Source organism: Mycobacterium sp. 852002-51971_SCH5477799-a (assembly GCF_001667145.1).
GTDB lineage: Bacteria > Actinomycetota > Actinomycetes > Mycobacteriales > Mycobacteriaceae > Mycobacterium.
Window position 1 is genome coordinate 1 of sequence record NZ_LZIF01000126.1, and the last position, 15,928, is coordinate 15,928.

The window sequence follows — 15,928 nt, forward strand, 5'->3', positions numbered from 1 at the left end:
ACACCCTCAGACCCCGACGCGCACGCCGACACCGGCGTGATCACCCCGGCCTTGGCGTGCCGCTCCAGCCCCACCGCGACGGCGGCGCCGTCGGGCATGTACTTCGACACCGCCAGCGGTGAGACCCCCTTCATGCCGCGAGCCCGCAAATCGTCGTAACTGAACACGATCTGCTCGGCGGACCCCAGGCCGGTGCCGATGGACACCATCAGCCGGTTGCTGTCGACCTCCGGCGAACCGGCGTTCTCCCAGACCCGCCGGCTCAACACCGTCGACATCCGCTGCAGGTAACCCATCCGGTGGCGTTCGGCGCGCGTCAGTCCGGCGTCGAATTCCTCCTGCAGATGCCCGCCGATGCGCACCGGCAGGTCGAACTCTTCGACGAACGAATCCTCGAGTTTGCGGATACCACTTTGGCTGTCCAACAACAACTTCCAGGTGGTTTCGGCATCAGTTGCCAACGCGGTCGTCATGGCGACACCAGTGACGACCACATTGGGCAACGATTTCCCGGTAACCAACTCGGTCATGACTCGCAGAACCTTTCACTTGAGAGCTGTCGACACACGACGTCGAGCCCCCTCCCCACCCAAACATAAAAACACATGCGTCATTGTCCCCAGCGCCACAAACTTGGACGGCGGCCTTTCGCTTTCCGGATACCGGCAAGCTCACTTATTGCTCGCGGACCGCCTGCGCTCGCGCCATCAGCCCGTGCCCCCCGGGCAGCGCGCCCACCACGGTGCGGGCCAGCCGGTCGCGGCCGCGCACCCCCTCGGTCCTGGCTTTGCCGTCGCGCAGGTGGCGCCAGCCCAGGACCGCCCACGACGCCGCGACGACGGCGTCGGCCGCCCCACCGCGAGCGCGGCGCCGGTCGACCACGGCCAGGCCGAGTGCGGTCGCCGAGTGCACGGTATCGACCCAGACCCCGGCCGCCAGCACCTCCGGGCCGGGGTTGACACCCGATAGCAGCGCCTGGGTCACATGGCGTGCCCCCAGGATCCGGGTGACCACGAGCGCCTTGCCGTCCACCCGCACCCCATGGATGTGCTCGAGCACCTCGCCCGGGGCGGTCAGCAACACCGCGCCCCACCCGGCCCGGATCAGCTCGATCGCACGAATCTTCATCGGACACCCCCTAATTGATGCGCAAACCGCCCCACCTGCTCGATGAACCGATCGAAAAACGCTGCCGCATCCACGTCAATCCCGATGAGCGCGTTGGGTTCTCGACGGTCCGACCAGTCGGTCACCGTCATGGCGCGCGTCAGCGTTCCGGTCAGCTCGATGTCCACCGTCGCCGGACGCGTCTTGACCAACTCGGGATCCAGCGCGACGGCGGCGGCCAGCGGATCGTGCAGGTGTGCCTGATACCCGTGACCGAGCTCGTGATAGGCCTCCAGGTAGAACCGCATCGCGTCCTCGATCACCCGAATCAGCGGGTTGGACGCCGTCGACCGGGTTCCGGGCGTGTCATGTTCGCTCAGCCGTGTCGTCGTCGACTCCGCGGCCGCCGCCAGCCGCGCCAGGTGATCGGGCGTCATCGCCACCTTGCGCGTCAGATCGAGGCCGCACAAGATCGGAAGCCGCTGTTGATCAGCGACTTTCGGACACCAGGCGGCCAGCACCTCGGCCGCCGCCTCAGGGTCGACGCTGATGTTCCACTCCGCGACCGCGGTGGTGTTGCCCCGGTGATCATAGGAACCGCCCATGATCACCAGCCGCTTGAGCAGCGCCGGCAACTCGGGCTCGGCGCGCAGTGCCAGCGCCAGGTTGGTCAGCGGCCCGGTCGCCACGCCGATGAGCTCGCCGGGGGAGGCGCGCGCCGCACGCACCCAGGCGCCGGCCGAGTCGTAGTCGGTGAGCCGGCCCGAGCCCGGCGGCAGGTCGGCGTAGCCCAATCCCCTTGGGCCGTGGACTTTTGACGGCAGCCGCATCGGCCCGGTCAGGGTCTGTTCGTAACCCTTGGAGACCGGGATGCCGGTACGTTCGCACAGCTCCAGCAGGCCCAGGTTGTTTTCGCAAACCTGCTCCACCCCAACGTTTCCTCCGGTCGAGGCGATGCCGACCACTTCGGCATCGGGGCTGGCGAACAGGTACATCAGCGCCAGCGCATCGTCGACGCCGGTATCGACGTCGACGAAAACGGGCGAGTTCATTGTTTCCAAGATACCGGGGCTAGGCTGGCACGATGCCAACGACGTCGGAGCCCCCCGAGGGGACAGACTTAACGCCGCACTTCGACGATGTGCAGGCCCACTACGACCTGTCGGACGATTTCTTCCGGCTGTTTCTGGACCCGACCCAGACGTACAGCTGCGCCTACTTCGAGCGCGACGACATGACGCTGGAAGAGGCGCAGATCGCCAAAATCGACCTCGCGCTCGGCAAACTTGGCCTGCAGCCGGGCATGACGTTGCTAGACGTCGGCTGCGGGTGGGGCGCCACCATGATGCGCGCCGTGGAAAAGTACGACGTCAACGTCGTCGGCCTCACCCTGAGCCGCAACCAGGCCGAGCACGTCGAGCAGCTGATCGCCCGGTCCGGGAGCCCTCGCTCGGCCCGGGTGCTGCTGGAGGGCTGGGAGAAGTTCGACGAGCCGGTCGACCGGATCGTCAGCATCGGCGCCTTCGAGCACTTCGGGCACGAGCGCTACGACGCGTTCTTCACCCTGATGCATGACCTGCTGCCCGACGACGGGGTCATGCTGCTGCACACGATCACCGGGCTGCACCCGACGGAGATGGCCGAGCGCGGCATGCCGATCTCGTTCACATTCGCCAGGTTCATCAAATTCATTGTCACCGAGATCTTCCCGGGCGGGCGGCTGCCGTCGATACCGATGGTGGAAGAGCGGGCCACCGCGAACGGTTTCACGGTGAGCCGGGTGCAGTCGCTGCAGCCGCACTACGCCAAGACCCTCGACATCTGGGCCGCCGCATTGCAAGCCCATAAGGACGAGGCCATCGCGGTGCAGTCCGAGGAAGTCTACGAGCGGTACATGAAATACCTGACCGGTTGCGCCGACGCGTTCCGGATCGGATACACCGACGTCAACCAGTTCACGCTGCAGAAATGATCACCAGTGCACCCCGGGCACCAGGCGGACCAGCCGCTTGACCGGGCGGGGCGCTCGGATGCCCCGGGTGACGGCGCGCACGGGCCGGCTGGGCTTGCGGCGAGCGGTCCGCGGGGCCGGGGCGGGTGCGGCGGTCAGCCCGCGCGCCGCGGCCGAATCGGGGTAGCCGAGGTAGAGCTGGTGCAGAACGCGCCGCGACGTCCTCGGCGCGAAGTAATTGCCGGCCTCGGCGAGCGTGCCCAGCGGGGTGTCGATGCGGGCCGGCTTTTCCACCAGGCCGCGCACCACCATCGCCGCCGCACGCTCGGGGCTGATCGCCGGCACCGGGTTGAGCCGGTGTGACGGCACGATCATGGGGGTGCGCACCAGCGGCATGTGGATGTTGGTGAAGGTGATGTGGTCGGACAGCACCTCCGAACCCACCACGTCGGAGAACGCGTCCAGCGCGGCCTTGGACGGCAGGTAGGAGCTGTACTTGGGATTGCGGGCCTGCACGCCGGCGCTCGACACGTTGACGATGTGACCGAACCGGCGCTCGCGCCAATGCGGTAGCAGCGCGAGCACCATCCGCACCGCGCCGAAATAGTTGACCGCCATCACCCGTTCGTAGTCGTGTAGCCGGTCGGTCGAGTTGACCACCGAGCGGCGGATCGACCGACCGGCGTTGTTCACCAGGTAGTCGACATGGTCGAAGCGCCCCAAGATGTCTTTCACCGTATGTTCCACCGACGCGGAATCGGTGACATCGCAGGTAAAGGCATGGGCGGCGCCACCATTGGCGCGGATCTCGGCGACCAGCGAATCCAGCGCCTCACCGTTGCGGGCCAGCGCGAACACGGTGGCTCCCCGCTCCGCGATAGCGATCGCCGCAGCCCGGCCGATGCCGCTGGACGCGCCGGTGATGATGACGTGCCTGCCCTGCAACGGTCCCTGCGGATCGTCGCGGCGAGCACGGTCCGGATCGAGGTGCTCCGCCCAGTACCGCCACAGCTTGTGGGCGTAACTGGAGAACTCCGGAACGGCTATACCGCTGCCCCGCAAGGCGTTTCGCGTCTTCTCACTGACAAAGGTGGGGACCAGGTCTACGACTTCGAACACCTCGGCGGGAATGCCGAGCTGGGTGGCCACCATGTTGCGCACGACCCTGGCGCGTCCGCGCACCTTGAGCACCGGGGCGGCCACCGAGCGGGGGAGCGAACCGCGCAGCGGCGGCAGCCCGGCCGCCTTGGCCACGCCGCGGTAGATGCCGCGCAGGCCAATGGTTTTCTCGGCGGTCAGGTGGAACGTCTGCCCGTCGCGGCCTTCGGCATGCATCAGCGCGACCAGCGCGTCGACGACGTAGTCGACCGGGACGATGTTGGTGCGACCGGTGTCGGGCAGCAGCATCGGGGTCAACGACGGGAGTACGGCCAGCTTGGCCAGCACGCCGAAGAAGTAGTACGGCCCGTCCACCTTGTCCATCTCGCCGGTGCGTGAATCGCCCACCACCACCGCCGGGCGGTAGATGCGATGACGCAGTCCGGGCGCCGAGCGCACCAGCAGCTCGGCCTCGAACTTGGTCTGGTGATACGGGGTCGGCAGTTGCTGGCCGACGTCGAAATCGTCCTCGGTGTATTCGCCGGCGAAATCGCCCGCCACGGCGATCGACGACATGTGGTGCAGCGTGGCGTCCAGCCGCTGCGCCAGCTCGATCACCGCGCGGGTGCCCTCGACGTTGCTGGCCCGCTGCTCGGGCTCACCGGCGGTCAGGTCGTAGATCGCCGCGCAGTGCACCACGTGATCGATCTGGCCCAGCTCGGCGAGGGTCTCGTCGCTCAGCTCCAGTTCCGGCAGGCCGGCGACCAGCGGTTTCACCCGCTCCCCCCACTGTTCGGCGAGCCGCTCGAAGCGGCCCAGCGACTGCCGTCGCACGAGCACGAACACCTGCGCGTCGGGGCGGGACTCCACAAGACGAGACACGACACGGCGACCAATAAACCCGGTACCGCCGGTAACGACATACCGCATGAAGACATGGTGGCGGTGGCAGCCGCGCACGTCAACTGTGACGTTCAGCGCGGGGCGCTAGTTGCTGAAGTCGCGGATCCCGTCCCAGTCGACCAGCGTCCAGCCGGTCATCGGGTTACCGCTGATCACCACCCGGCCCGTGTTGGGAATCGGGTGGCTGTCCATCAGGCTGTCCTTGGCGTTCTGCACGTTCATCAGCGTCCACACCATGATCGAGTTCCGGTGCGAGAACACCACCGGGTTGCGATGGCCGCTGTTGTAGATCTTGTTGACGGCCGCGGTGAACTGTTCGTTGAACTCCTTGCCGCTCACCGAGCCGGGGATGCTGTTGGAGACGTCGCCGTTGATCCAGTCCACCGGCGCCAGCATGTACGTCGACTTCGACATCGAATCGGGTTTGCCGTTGTACCAGCCGGCGTTGATCTCCTGGATGCCGGGCAGGACCTCCACCCGCTTGCCGAGCGCGGCGGCCAACGGAGCGGCGGTTTGCTGAGCCCGGGTCATGGTGGAGGCGTAGACGCTGTCGTAGTCCTTGTGGCCCAGTTGGTGCGCGAGCTGTTCGGCCTGCCCCTTGCCCTCCGGGGTCAGCCCCGGCCCCGGTACCTCGGTGTCGATGATGCCGGCGGCGTTGGCCTCGGACTGGGCGTGCCGGATGAATGTGACGGTGATGGAGCGGGCCTGTGGCGAACCACCGCAGCCGGCGACGATCATCGTGGCGGTGAGTGCGGCGAGCGCCACCGCGGCTTTCCGGATCATCCTGCGCTTGGGCATGTCGATAGCCTGCCCTGCCGACGGCTCCGGTGGGAAGGGTTTGCGCTGGTTTGTTACCGCGCGGCCTGGAGTAGCGTCGCGATTTCGTCGGATGCCAGAGTGGACCGAGGATCCCTACCAACGATCAGGAGACTTCTATGGCGATTGATCCGAGTGCCGTCGGGGCGGTCACCGAGCCCGTGCAGTTCGAATGGACCGACCGGGACACTCTGCTCTACGCGCTCGGTGTCGGCGCCGGGGTCGACGACCTGCCTTTCACCACCGAGAACAGCCACGACATCGACCAGCAGGTGTTGCCCACGTATGCGGTCATCTGCTGTCCGGCCTTCGGCGCGGCCGGCCTGGTCGGAAAGTTCAACTGGGCCATGCTGTTACACGGATCGCAGAGCATCCGGCTGCATGCGCCGCTGCCGCCCGCGGGCAAGCTCTCGGTGGTTTCCGAGGTCGCCGACATCCAGGACAAAGGCGAGGGCAAGAACGCGATCCTGGTGTTGCGCGGCCGGGGCACCGAGCCGGAATCCGGGCAGCTGATCGCCGAGACGCTCACCACGCTGGTCATCCGGGGCGAGGGTGGCTTCGGGGGCATGCCGGGTCAGCGGCCGGTCGCACCGGAATTCCCGGACCGCGAGCCCGACGCGCGCATCCCGCTGCCCACCCGCGAAGACCAGGCGCTGATCTACCGGCTCTCCGGTGACCGCAACCCGCTGCACAGCGACCCGTGGTTCGCCCGGGAGCTGGCCGGCTTCCCCAAGCCGATCCTGCACGGGCTGTGCACCTACGGGGTATCGGGTCGCGCGCTGGTGTCCGAGCTGGGCCAGGGCGTCGCGGCCAACGTCACCTCGATCGCGTCGCGGTTCACCTCGCCGGTGTTCCCCGGCGAGACACTCACCACGCTGGTCTGGCGCACCGAGCCGGGCAAGGCGGTGTTCCGCACCGAGGCTTCCGGTCCGGACGGGGCCGACGCCCGGGTGGTGCTCGACGACGGCGCCGTGGAATACGCCTAGCTCCCCAGCTGATCCGCCAGCCGGTCGGTGAATTCGCCCGCCCGAGCTGGGCTGTCCAGGGCGAATAGCGCCGCGGTGGCGCGGTCGCCGTCGTCGTCGTGCCGCACCAGGATGGGCACGCCATCGGTGCGCACCGCGTCGAACGCGTCCTCGTCGGTGATGTCGTCGCCGAGGTAGACCGGCGTCAGCGAACCCGACCCGGCCTGGTGCAGGTGATCGATCACCCAGCGCAGCGTTTTTCCCTTGTCCCAGTCCAGGTCTGGGCGCAGCTCGATGACCTCGCGGCCGGTGGTGACCCGAAGCTCGTCGCGGCGACCCGCCGCGCGCACCGCCGCCAGCACCTCGCCGACCCGGTCGCGTTCGGCGTTGCGGTAATGCACGGCCACCCCGAATCGCTTGTGCTCCACCACAACACCGGCAATCGCACCGAGCCGGTCGCGCAGTTCACCGGCCGCCCGCTCGAGCACGGGGATGGCCGCGGCCGCGTCGTCGTTCTGGTGATGCGTGCCGTCGGGGGCGGTCAACTCGAAACCGTGGCTGCCCGCATACCAAACACCTGGCACGCCAACGCGTTTCGTGACGTCGGCGAGGTCGCGGCCGGACAACACCGCGACGGGGCACCGCGCGGCCAGCTTTTCCAGCGCCTCGGTGGCCCCGGCGACCGGCCGCGCCGAGTCCGGGTCGTCGACGATGTCGGACAGGGTGCCGTCGAAGTCGAAGAACACCGCCGGTCGCCGGCCGGCCAGCCCATCGGCCAAGGCCTGCGACGCGTCGGGCAGCTGCGACATGCGACGGTCGCCGGTCCGCACGGTCACGTCGCCCAGATCGGCGACCACCGCGTCGGCCTCACGCAGCGCGTCGCCGTGACCGGCCGGGTCGACGCCGATCACCAACGCGAAGCCCGCGGCGCGCGCGGCCTCGACCCCCGCGGGGTCCCCGGCGACCACCACGCAGCGGCCGGGGCGCACCCGTAGACCATTGGCCGCCTGCACCGGGCCGTCCGCCGCAATGACGGCGGCGTCCACCCCGATCTCGCGCAGCTGTGCGGCCAAGGATGAGCCGAGCGCGGCGTCGGTGTCGAACAGCACCGCGTCATGGCGGCGCGGGTCGATGACGACCGGCCCGGACTTGCCCATTGACCAACCTTCTCACGGTGGTCAGCCAACCGTTGCGCTGAGTCGAGGTCTTGTCGAACACCAGTTCGATATACTCGCATGCGTGGGCTGGTTCAACGGACCGCCGAGCTGGGCGGAAATGGAGCGGGTGCTCGACAGCAAGCCGCGCCATGCCGGGGAATCGGCGGGCCCGGAATCCGACGGCCCGCTGTCGCGCAGGCGCGCGACGTATCAGCCGCCGGATGACGGCCGGGCGTCCAGCTCGTCCGTCGCTTATGCCGAACTGCATGCGCATTCGGCGTACAGCTTCCTGGATGGGGCCAGCACACCCGAGGAGCTGGTCGAGGAGGCGACCCGGCTGGACCTGCGCGCCCTGGCGCTCACCGACCACGACGGCTTGTACGGGGCGGTGCGGTTCGCCGAAGCGGCGGCCGAACTCGACATGCGCACCGTGTTCGGTGCCGAACTGTCGCTTGGCCCGGGTGCCCGCACCGAGCAGCCGGATCCGCCCGGCCCGCATCTGCTGGTGCTGGCCCGCGGCGCCGAGGGTTACCGGCGGTTGTCGCGGCAACTGGCCACGGCCCATCTGGCCGGCGGCGAGAAGGGCAAGCCCCGCTACGATTTCGACGCGCTGACCGAAGCCGCGGGCGGGCACTGGCACATCCTGACGGGTTGTCGCAAAGGGCATGTCCGCCAAGCGCTTTGCGAGGGCGGACCCTCGGCGGCGGAGCGGGCGCTGGCCGATTTGGTGGACCGGTTCGGGGCTCATCGGGTCAGCATCGAGCTGACCCATCACGGTCAACCGCTCGACGACGAACGCAACGGGGTGCTGGCCGCGCTGGCCCCGCGCTTCGGTGTCGGCGTCGTCGCCACCACCGGCGCGCATTTCGCGGGGCCGTCGCGCCGCCGGCTGGCCATGGCGATGGGCGCCATCCGGGCCCGGCAGTCGCTGGATTCGGCCGCCGGGTGGCTGGCTCCGTTGGGTGGTTCGCACCTGCGCTCCGGTGAGGAGATGGCCCGGCTGTTCGCGCATGTGCCCCTTGGGGGCCCTGACCCGGTGACCGCGGCCGCCGAGCTTGGCGAGCAGTGCGCGTTCGGGCTGGCGCTCATCGCGCCGCAGCTGCCGCCGTTCGACGTTCCCGCCGGACACACCGAGGACAGCTGGCTGCGGCAGCTGACCATGGCCGGGGCGCGCGACCGTTACGGGTCGGCCGAGCACGCGCCTCGCGCGTATGCACAGATCGAACACGAACTCAAAGTCATTGCCCAGCTTACATTTCCGGGCTATTTCCTGGTGGTGCACGACATCGCCTGGTTCTGCCGGGAGAACAACATCCTGTGCCAGGGCCGGGGATCGGCGGCCAACTCCGCGGTCTGTTACGCCCTCGGTGTCACCGCCGTCGACCCGGTGGCCAACGAGTTGCTGTTCGAGCGCTTCCTGTCGCCGGCCCGCGACGGGCCGCCCGACATCGACATGGACATCGAGTCCGATCAGCGCGAAAAGGTCATCCAGTACGTCTATGACAAGTACGGCCGCGACTACGCCGCCCAGGTCGCCAACGTCATCACCTACCGGGGAAAGATCGCGGTGCGCGACATGGCCCGCGCCCTGGGCTTCTCGCAGGGGCAGCAGGACGCGTGGAGCAAGCAGATCAACCACTGGAACGGGCTGGCCGACTCACCCGATGTCGACGGCATCCCCGAACCGGTGGTCGACCTGGCCAACCAGATCCGGAACCTGCCGCGGCACATGGGCATTCATTCCGGCGGCATGGTGATCTGCGACCGTCCGATCGCCGACGTGTGCCCGGTGGAGTGGGCGCGCATGGAGAACCGCAGCGTCCTGCAGTGGGACAAAGACGACTGTGCGGCAATCGGTTTGGTGAAGTTCGACCTGCTCGGGCTGGGGATGCTCTCGGCGCTGCACTATGCCATCGACCTGGTGGCCGAGCACAAGGGGATCGAGGTGGACCTGGCCCGCCTCGACCTCTCCGAGCCGGCGGTGTATGAGATGCTGGCCCGCGCCGATTCGGTCGGCGTGTTCCAGGTGGAGTCGCGCGCGCAGATGGCCACGCTGCCGCGCCTGCGGCCGCGGGTGTTCTACGACCTGGTGGTGGAGGTCGCGCTGATTCGCCCAGGCCCCATCCAGGGCGGGTCGGTGCATCCCTACATCCGGCGGCGCAACGGGGAGGCCCCGGTAGTCTACGACCATCCGTCGATGGAACCGGCCCTGCGAAAGACGTTGGGGGTGCCGCTCTTTCAGGAGCAGCTGATGCAGCTCGCGGTCGACTGCGCCGGCTTCTCGGCCGCCGAGGCCGATCAGCTGCGCCGCGCCATGGGGTCCAAACGCTCGGCCGAACGCATGCGACGGCTGCGCTGTCGGTTCTACGAGGGCATGCGCGAGCTGCACGGCGCCGCCGACGAGGTGATCGACCGCACCTACGAAAAGCTGGAAGCCTTCGCTAATTTCGGCTTTCCCGAAAGCCATGCGCTGAGCTTCGCGTCGCTGGTCTTCTACTCGTCGTGGTTCAAGCTGCATCACCCGGCGGCGTTCTGCGCGGCGCTGCTGCGCGCCCAGCCGATGGGGTTCTACTCGCCGCAATCGCTGGTGGCCGATGCGCGCCGGCACGGCGTGACGGTGCACGGTCCGGATGTCAACGCCAGCCTGGCGCATGCCACCCTGCACAACGCCGGAACCGAGGTTCGCCTGGGGCTGGGCGCTGTCCGCCATATCGGCGACGACCTGGCCGAGCAACTCGTCGAGGAGCGAAAAGCCAACGGCCCGTTCGCTTCTCTGCTGGACTTGACGACCCGGCTGCAGTTTTCGGTGCCGCAGACCGAGGCGCTGGCGACGGCGGGGGCTTTTGCCTGCTTCGACATGTCCCGGCGTGAGGCGTTGTGGGCGGCCGGAGCCGCGGCCACCCAGCGGCCGGGCCGACTGCCCGGGGTGGGATCGTCGTCGCACGTCCCGGCGCTGCCCGGGATGAGCGAGCTGGAACTGGCCGCCGCCGACGTGTGGGCCACCGGTGTCTCCCCGGACAGTTATCCGACGCAGTTCCTGCGGGCCGATCTGGACGCGATGGGGGTGGTGCCCGCCGAGCAGCTGGGCTCGATTCCCGACGGCGACCGCGTGCTGATCGCGGGCGCGGTCACCCATCGGCAGCGGCCCGGCACGGCGCAGGGGGTCACGTTCATCAACCTCGAGGACGAAACCGGGATGATCAACGTGCTCTGCGCGCCGTGGGTGTGGTCACGGCATCGCAAGCTGGCGAACTCGGCCCCGGCGCTGCTGGTGCGCGGGCAGGTCCAAAACGCCAGCGGCGCGATCACCGTCGTCGCCGAACGGCTGGGCCGCATCACTCTGGCGGTCGGCTCGAAGTCCCGCGACTTCCGGTGACCGGTGCGCCGATTGTGGGTACCTCCCGCGGCCGGCCGCCTCGGTAGTCTCCACAACATGACCCTCAACCTGTCCGTCGACGAAGTCCTCACCACCACCCGCTCGGTCCGCAAGCGTCTCGACTTCGACAAGCCGGTGGGCCGCGACGTGCTGATGGAATGCCTCGAACTGGCGCTGCAGGCGCCCACCGGCTCCAATTCGCAGGGCTGGCAATGGGTTTTCGTCGAGGATGCGGACAAGAAGAAGGCGATCGCCGACGTCTACCTGGCCAACGCGCGGGCCTACCTCGCCTCGCCCGCTCCCGAGTACGGCGAGGGGGACACCCGGGGGGAACGGATGGACAAGGTCCGCGACTCCGCGACCTACCTCGCCGAGCACATGCACGAGGCACCGGTGCTGATGATCCCCTGCATCTTCGGCCGAGAGGAGAAGCAGCCGCTGGGCGGCGTCTCGTTCTGGGCTTCGCTGTTTCCGGCAGTCTGGAGCTTCTGCCTGGCACTTCGCTCGCGGGGTTTGGGGTCCTGCTGGACGACGCTGCACCTGCTGGGTGACGGTGAACAGCAGGTCGCGGACGTGCTCGGCATCCCGCACGACAAGTACAGCCAGGGCGGGCTGTTTCCGATCGCCTACACCAAGGGCACCGACTTCCGCCCGGCCAAGAGGCTGCCCGCCGAGCAGCTCACGCACTGGAATGCCTGGTAATCAGGTCTGAAGAGGCCAAACCTCGACGATCCCGTGCGCGACCGCACACGGCGTCTGGCTCACCCGCTCGATCGCCGCGTCAATGTCGTCGGCGTCGATGACCGCGAACCCTGCGATCGGCAACGCCGATCGCAGGAAGGGGCCGGGCTCGATGCGTATCCCCGCGCCGTCCGGGTTGCGCACCTGGACGGGGTCCCCAGCTCGACCCACTAGCGCGCCGGACGCGCGGAGTTCGTCGTCGCGGGCGTGTGCGGCCTGTTTGCGGTCGCCGGTCAATTGGCGGTATCCGGCCTCTTCGCCGTAACCGATCGTGATGAATTTAGGCATATCAAGGCTGACTCTTTTCTGATGCAGAACTCGTCGCTACACCGCGCCGGCGTAGCCGTGCTGCCGCCAGGCTTCGTAGACGGCGATCGCCGCGGCGTTGGACAGGTTCAGCGAGCGCCGGCCCGCCAGCATCGGGATGCGCACCTGCGCGGTGACGTGCGGGTCGGCCAGCGTCGCGGCGTCCAGCCCGGTGGGCTCGGGACCGAACATCAGCACGTCGCCGGCCCGGTAGCGCACGTCGGCGAACGAGGTCGGCGCGTGCGAGGTGAACGCGAACACCCGCTGCGGTGACAGCGCCGCCCAGGCGGCCGCCAGCGACGCGTGCACGGTGACCGATGCGAGGTCGTGATAGTCCAGGCCCGCCCGGCGCAGCTTGGGTTCGGACAGGTCGAAACCCATCGGCTCGACCAAATGCAATTCGCAGCCCGTCGCCGCCACCGTCCGGATGGCGTTGCCGGTGTTGGGCGGGATCCGCGGCGAGTAGAACATCAGCTTGAACACAACGGGATAATGGTCGCATGGTCGAGCAGAGCATCTGGATGCAGAAGGTCACTGCCGATCCGGGGCATTCGCAGTGGTACATCGAGCGTTTCCGTGCCATGGCCCGCGCCGGTGACGACCTGGCCGGCGAGGCCCGTTTCGTGGACGCGATGGCGCCGCGCGGCGCGCGGATTCTCGACGCCGGCTGCGGGCCCGGGCGCCTCGGCGGGTATCTGGCGCAGGCCGGTCACGATGTGGTCGGCGTGGACGTGGACCCGGCGCTGATCGAGGCGGCCGAGCAGGACTACCCCGGGCCGCGCTGGCTGGTCGGCGACCTCGCCGAGCTGGACCTGCCCGCGCGCGGCATCTCCGAACCTTTCGACGTCATCGTGTCGGCCGGCAACGTCATGGCGTTCCTCGCCCCCAGCACCCGGGTCCAGGTGCTGAGCCGGCTGCGCGCCCACGTCGCCGACGATGGCCGCGCGGCGATCGGCTTCGGCGCCTACCGCGAATACGAGTTCGCCGACTTCCTCAACGACGCGGCCGACGCGGGCTTTGCGCCCGATCTGCTGCTGTCAACGTGGGACATGCGGCCGTTCACCGACGACTCCGATTTCCTCGTTGCGCTCCTTCGGCCCGCTTAGCCTGTCGCGTTCCGGTGTTTGCCAGGGGTGGCCGCGCGGGTGCGGCGCCACCTTGGAGGGACCTGTCTGCTCAGTAACGATTCTGGTGGCATGCGCTGCGGGCTGTCATACTCGTCGGATTGCCACACCTACACGCACACGCGTATTTGGCGCGGGGCGGGCCAAATAAAGCAGGAAGTTTCATGAGCCTCTCGTTTCCTTCAGCGCTCAGTGTCAGCGCAGCGGCCGCTCGCGCGGCCGCGATCACGTGACCATGTTCACCCGCCCGGCCAAACCGGCCGAGGCGGATGTCGTCGAGGCCGCACCCAACAGCGGTGCGGAGGCCGGGCGTGCCAAACGCCCGCCGACCTGGTCGCTGAGCAACTGGCCGGTGCGCTGGAAGGTGCTGGCGATCGTGCTGGTCCCGCTGGTATTGGCGACGGCGTTCGGGGCGCTGCGCATCCACGGCGCGATGGCCAACGCGGCCGGCCTGCGGCTGGCGGCCACCCGCGCCGACGTGGCGCCGGTGATCACCAAGTACATGTCGGCGCTCGACGTCGCGCTGGTGGCCAGTTCCACCGGACGCGACCTCGAGGGCGCCAAGAAGAACTACGAGGCGCGCAAGTACGAGTTGCAGGCCAGGCTGGACGACACCAACGTCAGCGCCGACGTCAGCTCGGGCGTGAGCAACCTGCTCGAGGGCGGGCAGATGCTGGTGAACAAGGCGGCCGACCCCAGCCTCGGTTTGCGGGAGCGGGTGACGCTCTACGCGCCGATCCTGTTGACGGCCGAAGACGTCATCAACGCCTCGGTTCGCGTCGACGACGAAAAGATCCGCGCCGAGGCGCAGGGTCTGAGCCGGGCGGTCGGCGCCCGCGGCCAGATGACAATGCAGAAGATCCTGATCACCCGCGGGGCCGAGCTTCCCGAGCCGCAGCTGCGGACCTCGATGATCACCCTGGCGGGCACCGAACCGTCGACGCTGTTCGGCATGAGCGAAGTGCTCGGCGCCGGCTCACCCGAGGCCAAGACGCTGCAACAGCAGATGGTGAGCCGGATGGCGATCATGTCCGATCCGGCCAGCGTGCTCGTCGACAACGCCGACCTGCTGCGTTCGATCCAGACCACCGACGACATCGCCGATCAGGTCATCAAGGATTCCACCGCATCGGTGACCAAGTCGGTGCACGCCCAGGCCGCCGAACGCCGCTCGGCCGCGATCCTGGACGCCGCGCTGGTGCTGGCCGCCATCGTGATCGCGCTCGGGGTCGTGCTGTTGGTGGCGCGCGCGCTGGTGCGGCCGCTGCGCATCCTGCGTGACGGCGCGCTCAAAGTTGCCCACACCGATCTCGAAGAGGAGATCGCGAGCGTGAAAGCCGGTGGGGCCGAACCGGTTCCGAGCCCGCTGCCGGTGTACACCACCGAGGAGATCGGGCAGGTCGCGCACGCGGTCGACGAGCTGCACACCCAGGCCCTGCTGCTGGCAGGCGACGAGGCGCGGTTGCGGCTGCTGGTCAACGACATGTTCGAGACCATGTCGCGGCGCAACCGCACGCTGGTGGACCAGCAGCTGGCGCTCATCGACCGGCTGGAGCGCAACGAGGAGAATCCGGACCGCCTCGACAGCCTGTTCCGGCTCGACCACCTTGCGGCGCGGCTGCGCCGGAACAGCGCCAACCTGCTGGTGCTGGCCGGCGCGCAGCTCGCACGCGACCAGCGTGACCCGGTGCCGCTGGCCACGGTGATCAACGCCGCGGTGTCCGAGGTCGAGGACTACCGCCGCGTCGAACTCGCCGGGATGCCCGACTGTGCGCTGATCGGCGCGGCCGCCGGTGGTGCCATCCATCTGTTCGCGGAGCTGATCGACAACGCGCTGCGCTACTCGCCGCCGACGACGTCCGCCCGCGTCTCGGCGTCACGCGGCCGCGACGGGGGAGTTGTGGTGCGGATCGCCGACGCCGGTCTGGGGATGAACGACGCCGACCGGCGCATGGCGAACATGCGGCTGCAGGCTGGCGGCGACGTCAGCCCCGACAACGCCCGGCACATGGGTCTCTTCGTGGTCGGCCGGATCGCGGACCGGCACGGCATCCGGGTGGGCCTGCGCGGCCCCGCGGCCAACGAATCGGGCTCGGGCACCACCGCCGAGGTCTACCTGCCGCCGACGGTGCTCGCCGGCCTGGCTGTCGCCGAGTCGCCGCCGCCGCGCCACATCCGCGCGGTCTCCTCGCCGAGCGCCAAGGTGGCCAGCGCGACCGTCGCCGCCGCGGATGACACCGGGCGGGACGACGGCCCGCAGGAACCGGCGTCGCGCACCGCCCCGGACGCGTCCGGGCCGTCGGTCACCTTGCTGCCGCGCCGCAACCCGGGTTCCAGCGGCCTCATCGAAGTGGGGGGCGCGGGCGCCCCCCCCCCGCCCCCCC

General features: G+C 68.9%; 14 protein-coding genes. 6 read left to right on the forward strand and 8 right to left on the reverse strand.

Annotation, left to right across the window (positions count from 1 at the left end; genetic code table 11):
- From A5753_RS23390 to A5753_RS23400, 3 genes are all read right to left on the reverse strand, one after another.
- A partial coding sequence (locus A5753_RS23390) for a beta-ketoacyl synthase N-terminal-like domain-containing protein (protein WP_304441445.1) occupies positions 1 to 530 on the reverse strand: 530 nt, incomplete at its 3' end.
- 145 nt (positions 531 to 675) lie between these two features.
- The gene (locus A5753_RS23395) at positions 676 to 1,128 is read right to left on the reverse strand and encodes a hypothetical protein (RefSeq protein ID WP_067134300.1); all 453 of its coding nucleotides are present in this window, start codon (positions 1,126 to 1,128) and stop codon (positions 676 to 678) included.
- Complete coding sequence (locus tag A5753_RS23400) at positions 1,125 to 2,159, reverse strand: nucleoside hydrolase (protein WP_067134303.1); 1,035 nt, start codon at positions 2,157 to 2,159, stop codon at positions 1,125 to 1,127. The genes A5753_RS23395 and A5753_RS23400 overlap by 4 nt, the downstream gene beginning before the upstream one ends.
- A 32-nt stretch (positions 2,160 to 2,191) precedes the next feature.
- Here A5753_RS23400 and cmaA1 point away from each other — a divergent pair, with 32 nt between their 5' ends.
- Positions 2,192 to 3,079, forward strand: coding sequence for a cyclopropane mycolic acid synthase CmaA1 (cmaA1, locus tag A5753_RS23405; RefSeq protein ID WP_067134306.1), 888 nt, complete (start codon positions 2,192 to 2,194; stop codon positions 3,077 to 3,079).
- Here cmaA1 and A5753_RS23410 read toward each other — a convergent pair whose 3' ends face one another.
- Positions 3,080 to 5,086, reverse strand: coding sequence for an SDR family oxidoreductase (locus A5753_RS23410; RefSeq protein ID WP_067134308.1), 2,007 nt, complete (start codon positions 5,084 to 5,086; stop codon positions 3,080 to 3,082).
- A 57-nt stretch (positions 5,087 to 5,143) separates the two neighbouring features.
- Positions 5,144 to 5,857 carry a histidine phosphatase family protein gene (locus A5753_RS23415; protein WP_067134311.1) on the reverse strand — a complete coding sequence of 238 codons (714 nt, stop codon included), beginning with the start codon at positions 5,855 to 5,857 and terminating at the stop codon, positions 5,144 to 5,146.
- A gap of 137 nt (positions 5,858 to 5,994) precedes the next feature.
- Between A5753_RS23415 and A5753_RS23420 the strand changes: the two genes are divergently transcribed.
- Entirely contained in the window at positions 5,995 to 6,861 is an 867-nt protein-coding gene (locus A5753_RS23420) for a MaoC/PaaZ C-terminal domain-containing protein (protein WP_067134314.1), read from the forward strand.
- Here the strand turns inward: A5753_RS23420 and otsB are convergent.
- On the reverse strand, positions 6,858 to 7,997 hold the full coding sequence (otsB, locus tag A5753_RS23425; RefSeq protein ID WP_067134317.1) for a trehalose-phosphatase: 1,140 nt from the start codon (positions 7,995 to 7,997) through the stop codon (positions 6,858 to 6,860). The genes A5753_RS23420 and otsB overlap by 4 nt on opposite strands.
- 82 nt (positions 7,998 to 8,079) lie before the next feature.
- Between otsB and A5753_RS23430 the strand changes: the two genes are divergently transcribed.
- Both A5753_RS23430 and A5753_RS23435 read left to right on the forward strand, forming a co-directional pair.
- Entirely contained in the window at positions 8,080 to 11,373 is a 3,294-nt protein-coding gene (locus A5753_RS23430; RefSeq protein ID WP_067134320.1) for an error-prone DNA polymerase, read from the forward strand.
- Positions 11,374 to 11,430: 57 nt separating this feature from the next.
- Entirely contained in the window at positions 11,431 to 12,075 is a 645-nt protein-coding gene (locus A5753_RS23435) for a nitroreductase family protein (RefSeq protein WP_067134322.1), read from the forward strand.
- Here A5753_RS23435 and A5753_RS23440 read toward each other — a convergent pair whose 3' ends face one another.
- On the reverse strand, positions 12,076 to 12,402 hold the full coding sequence (locus tag A5753_RS23440; RefSeq protein WP_067134325.1) for a YciI family protein: 327 nt from the start codon (positions 12,400 to 12,402) through the stop codon (positions 12,076 to 12,078).
- A gap of 36 nt (positions 12,403 to 12,438) precedes the next feature.
- Positions 12,439 to 12,903 carry a tRNA (cytidine(34)-2'-O)-methyltransferase gene (locus A5753_RS23445; RefSeq protein WP_067134329.1) on the reverse strand — a complete coding sequence of 155 codons (465 nt, stop codon included), beginning with the start codon at positions 12,901 to 12,903 and terminating at the stop codon, positions 12,439 to 12,441.
- Positions 12,904 to 12,920: 17 nt separating this feature from the next.
- On the opposite strand from A5753_RS23445, the gene A5753_RS23450 reads away from it, so the two are divergent.
- Positions 12,921 to 13,526, forward strand: a complete 606-nt coding sequence (locus A5753_RS23450; RefSeq protein WP_067134331.1) for a bifunctional 2-polyprenyl-6-hydroxyphenol methylase/3-demethylubiquinol 3-O-methyltransferase UbiG — start codon at positions 12,921 to 12,923, stop codon at positions 13,524 to 13,526.
- Positions 13,527 to 13,779: 253 nt separating this feature from the next.
- Positions 13,780 to 15,928, forward strand: a 2,149-nt coding sequence (locus tag A5753_RS23455; RefSeq protein WP_082971453.1) for an ATP-binding protein, incomplete at its 3' end; no start/stop codon positions are given.

Excerpts from the sequence above, each read along its gene's own strand:
- A5753_RS23420 (WP_067134314.1), top strand. The coding sequence starts at position 5,995 with ATGGCGATTGATCCGAGTGCCGTCGGGGCGGTCACCGAGCCCGTGCAG.
- A5753_RS23450 (WP_067134331.1), top strand. The coding sequence starts at position 12,921 with ATGGTCGAGCAGAGCATCTGGATGCAGAAGGTCACTGCCGATCCGGGG.
- A5753_RS23435 (WP_067134322.1), top strand. The coding sequence starts at position 11,431 with ATGACCCTCAACCTGTCCGTCGACGAAGTCCTCACCACCACCCGCTCG.
- A5753_RS23400 (WP_067134303.1), bottom strand. The coding sequence starts at position 2,159 with ATGAACTCGCCCGTTTTCGTCGACGTCGATACCGGCGTCGACGATGCG.
- A5753_RS23395 (WP_067134300.1), bottom strand. The coding sequence starts at position 1,128 with ATGAAGATTCGTGCGATCGAGCTGATCCGGGCCGGGTGGGGCGCGGTG.
- A5753_RS23440 (WP_067134325.1), bottom strand. The coding sequence starts at position 12,402 with ATGCCTAAATTCATCACGATCGGTTACGGCGAAGAGGCCGGATACCGC.
- otsB (WP_067134317.1), bottom strand. The coding sequence starts at position 7,997 with ATGGGCAAGTCCGGGCCGGTCGTCATCGACCCGCGCCGCCATGACGCG.
- A5753_RS23410 (WP_067134308.1), bottom strand. The coding sequence starts at position 5,086 with ATGCGGTATGTCGTTACCGGCGGTACCGGGTTTATTGGTCGCCGTGTC.
- A5753_RS23415 (WP_067134311.1), bottom strand. The coding sequence starts at position 5,857 with ATGCCCAAGCGCAGGATGATCCGGAAAGCCGCGGTGGCGCTCGCCGCA.
- cmaA1 (WP_067134306.1), top strand. The coding sequence starts at position 2,192 with ATGCCAACGACGTCGGAGCCCCCCGAGGGGACAGACTTAACGCCGCAC.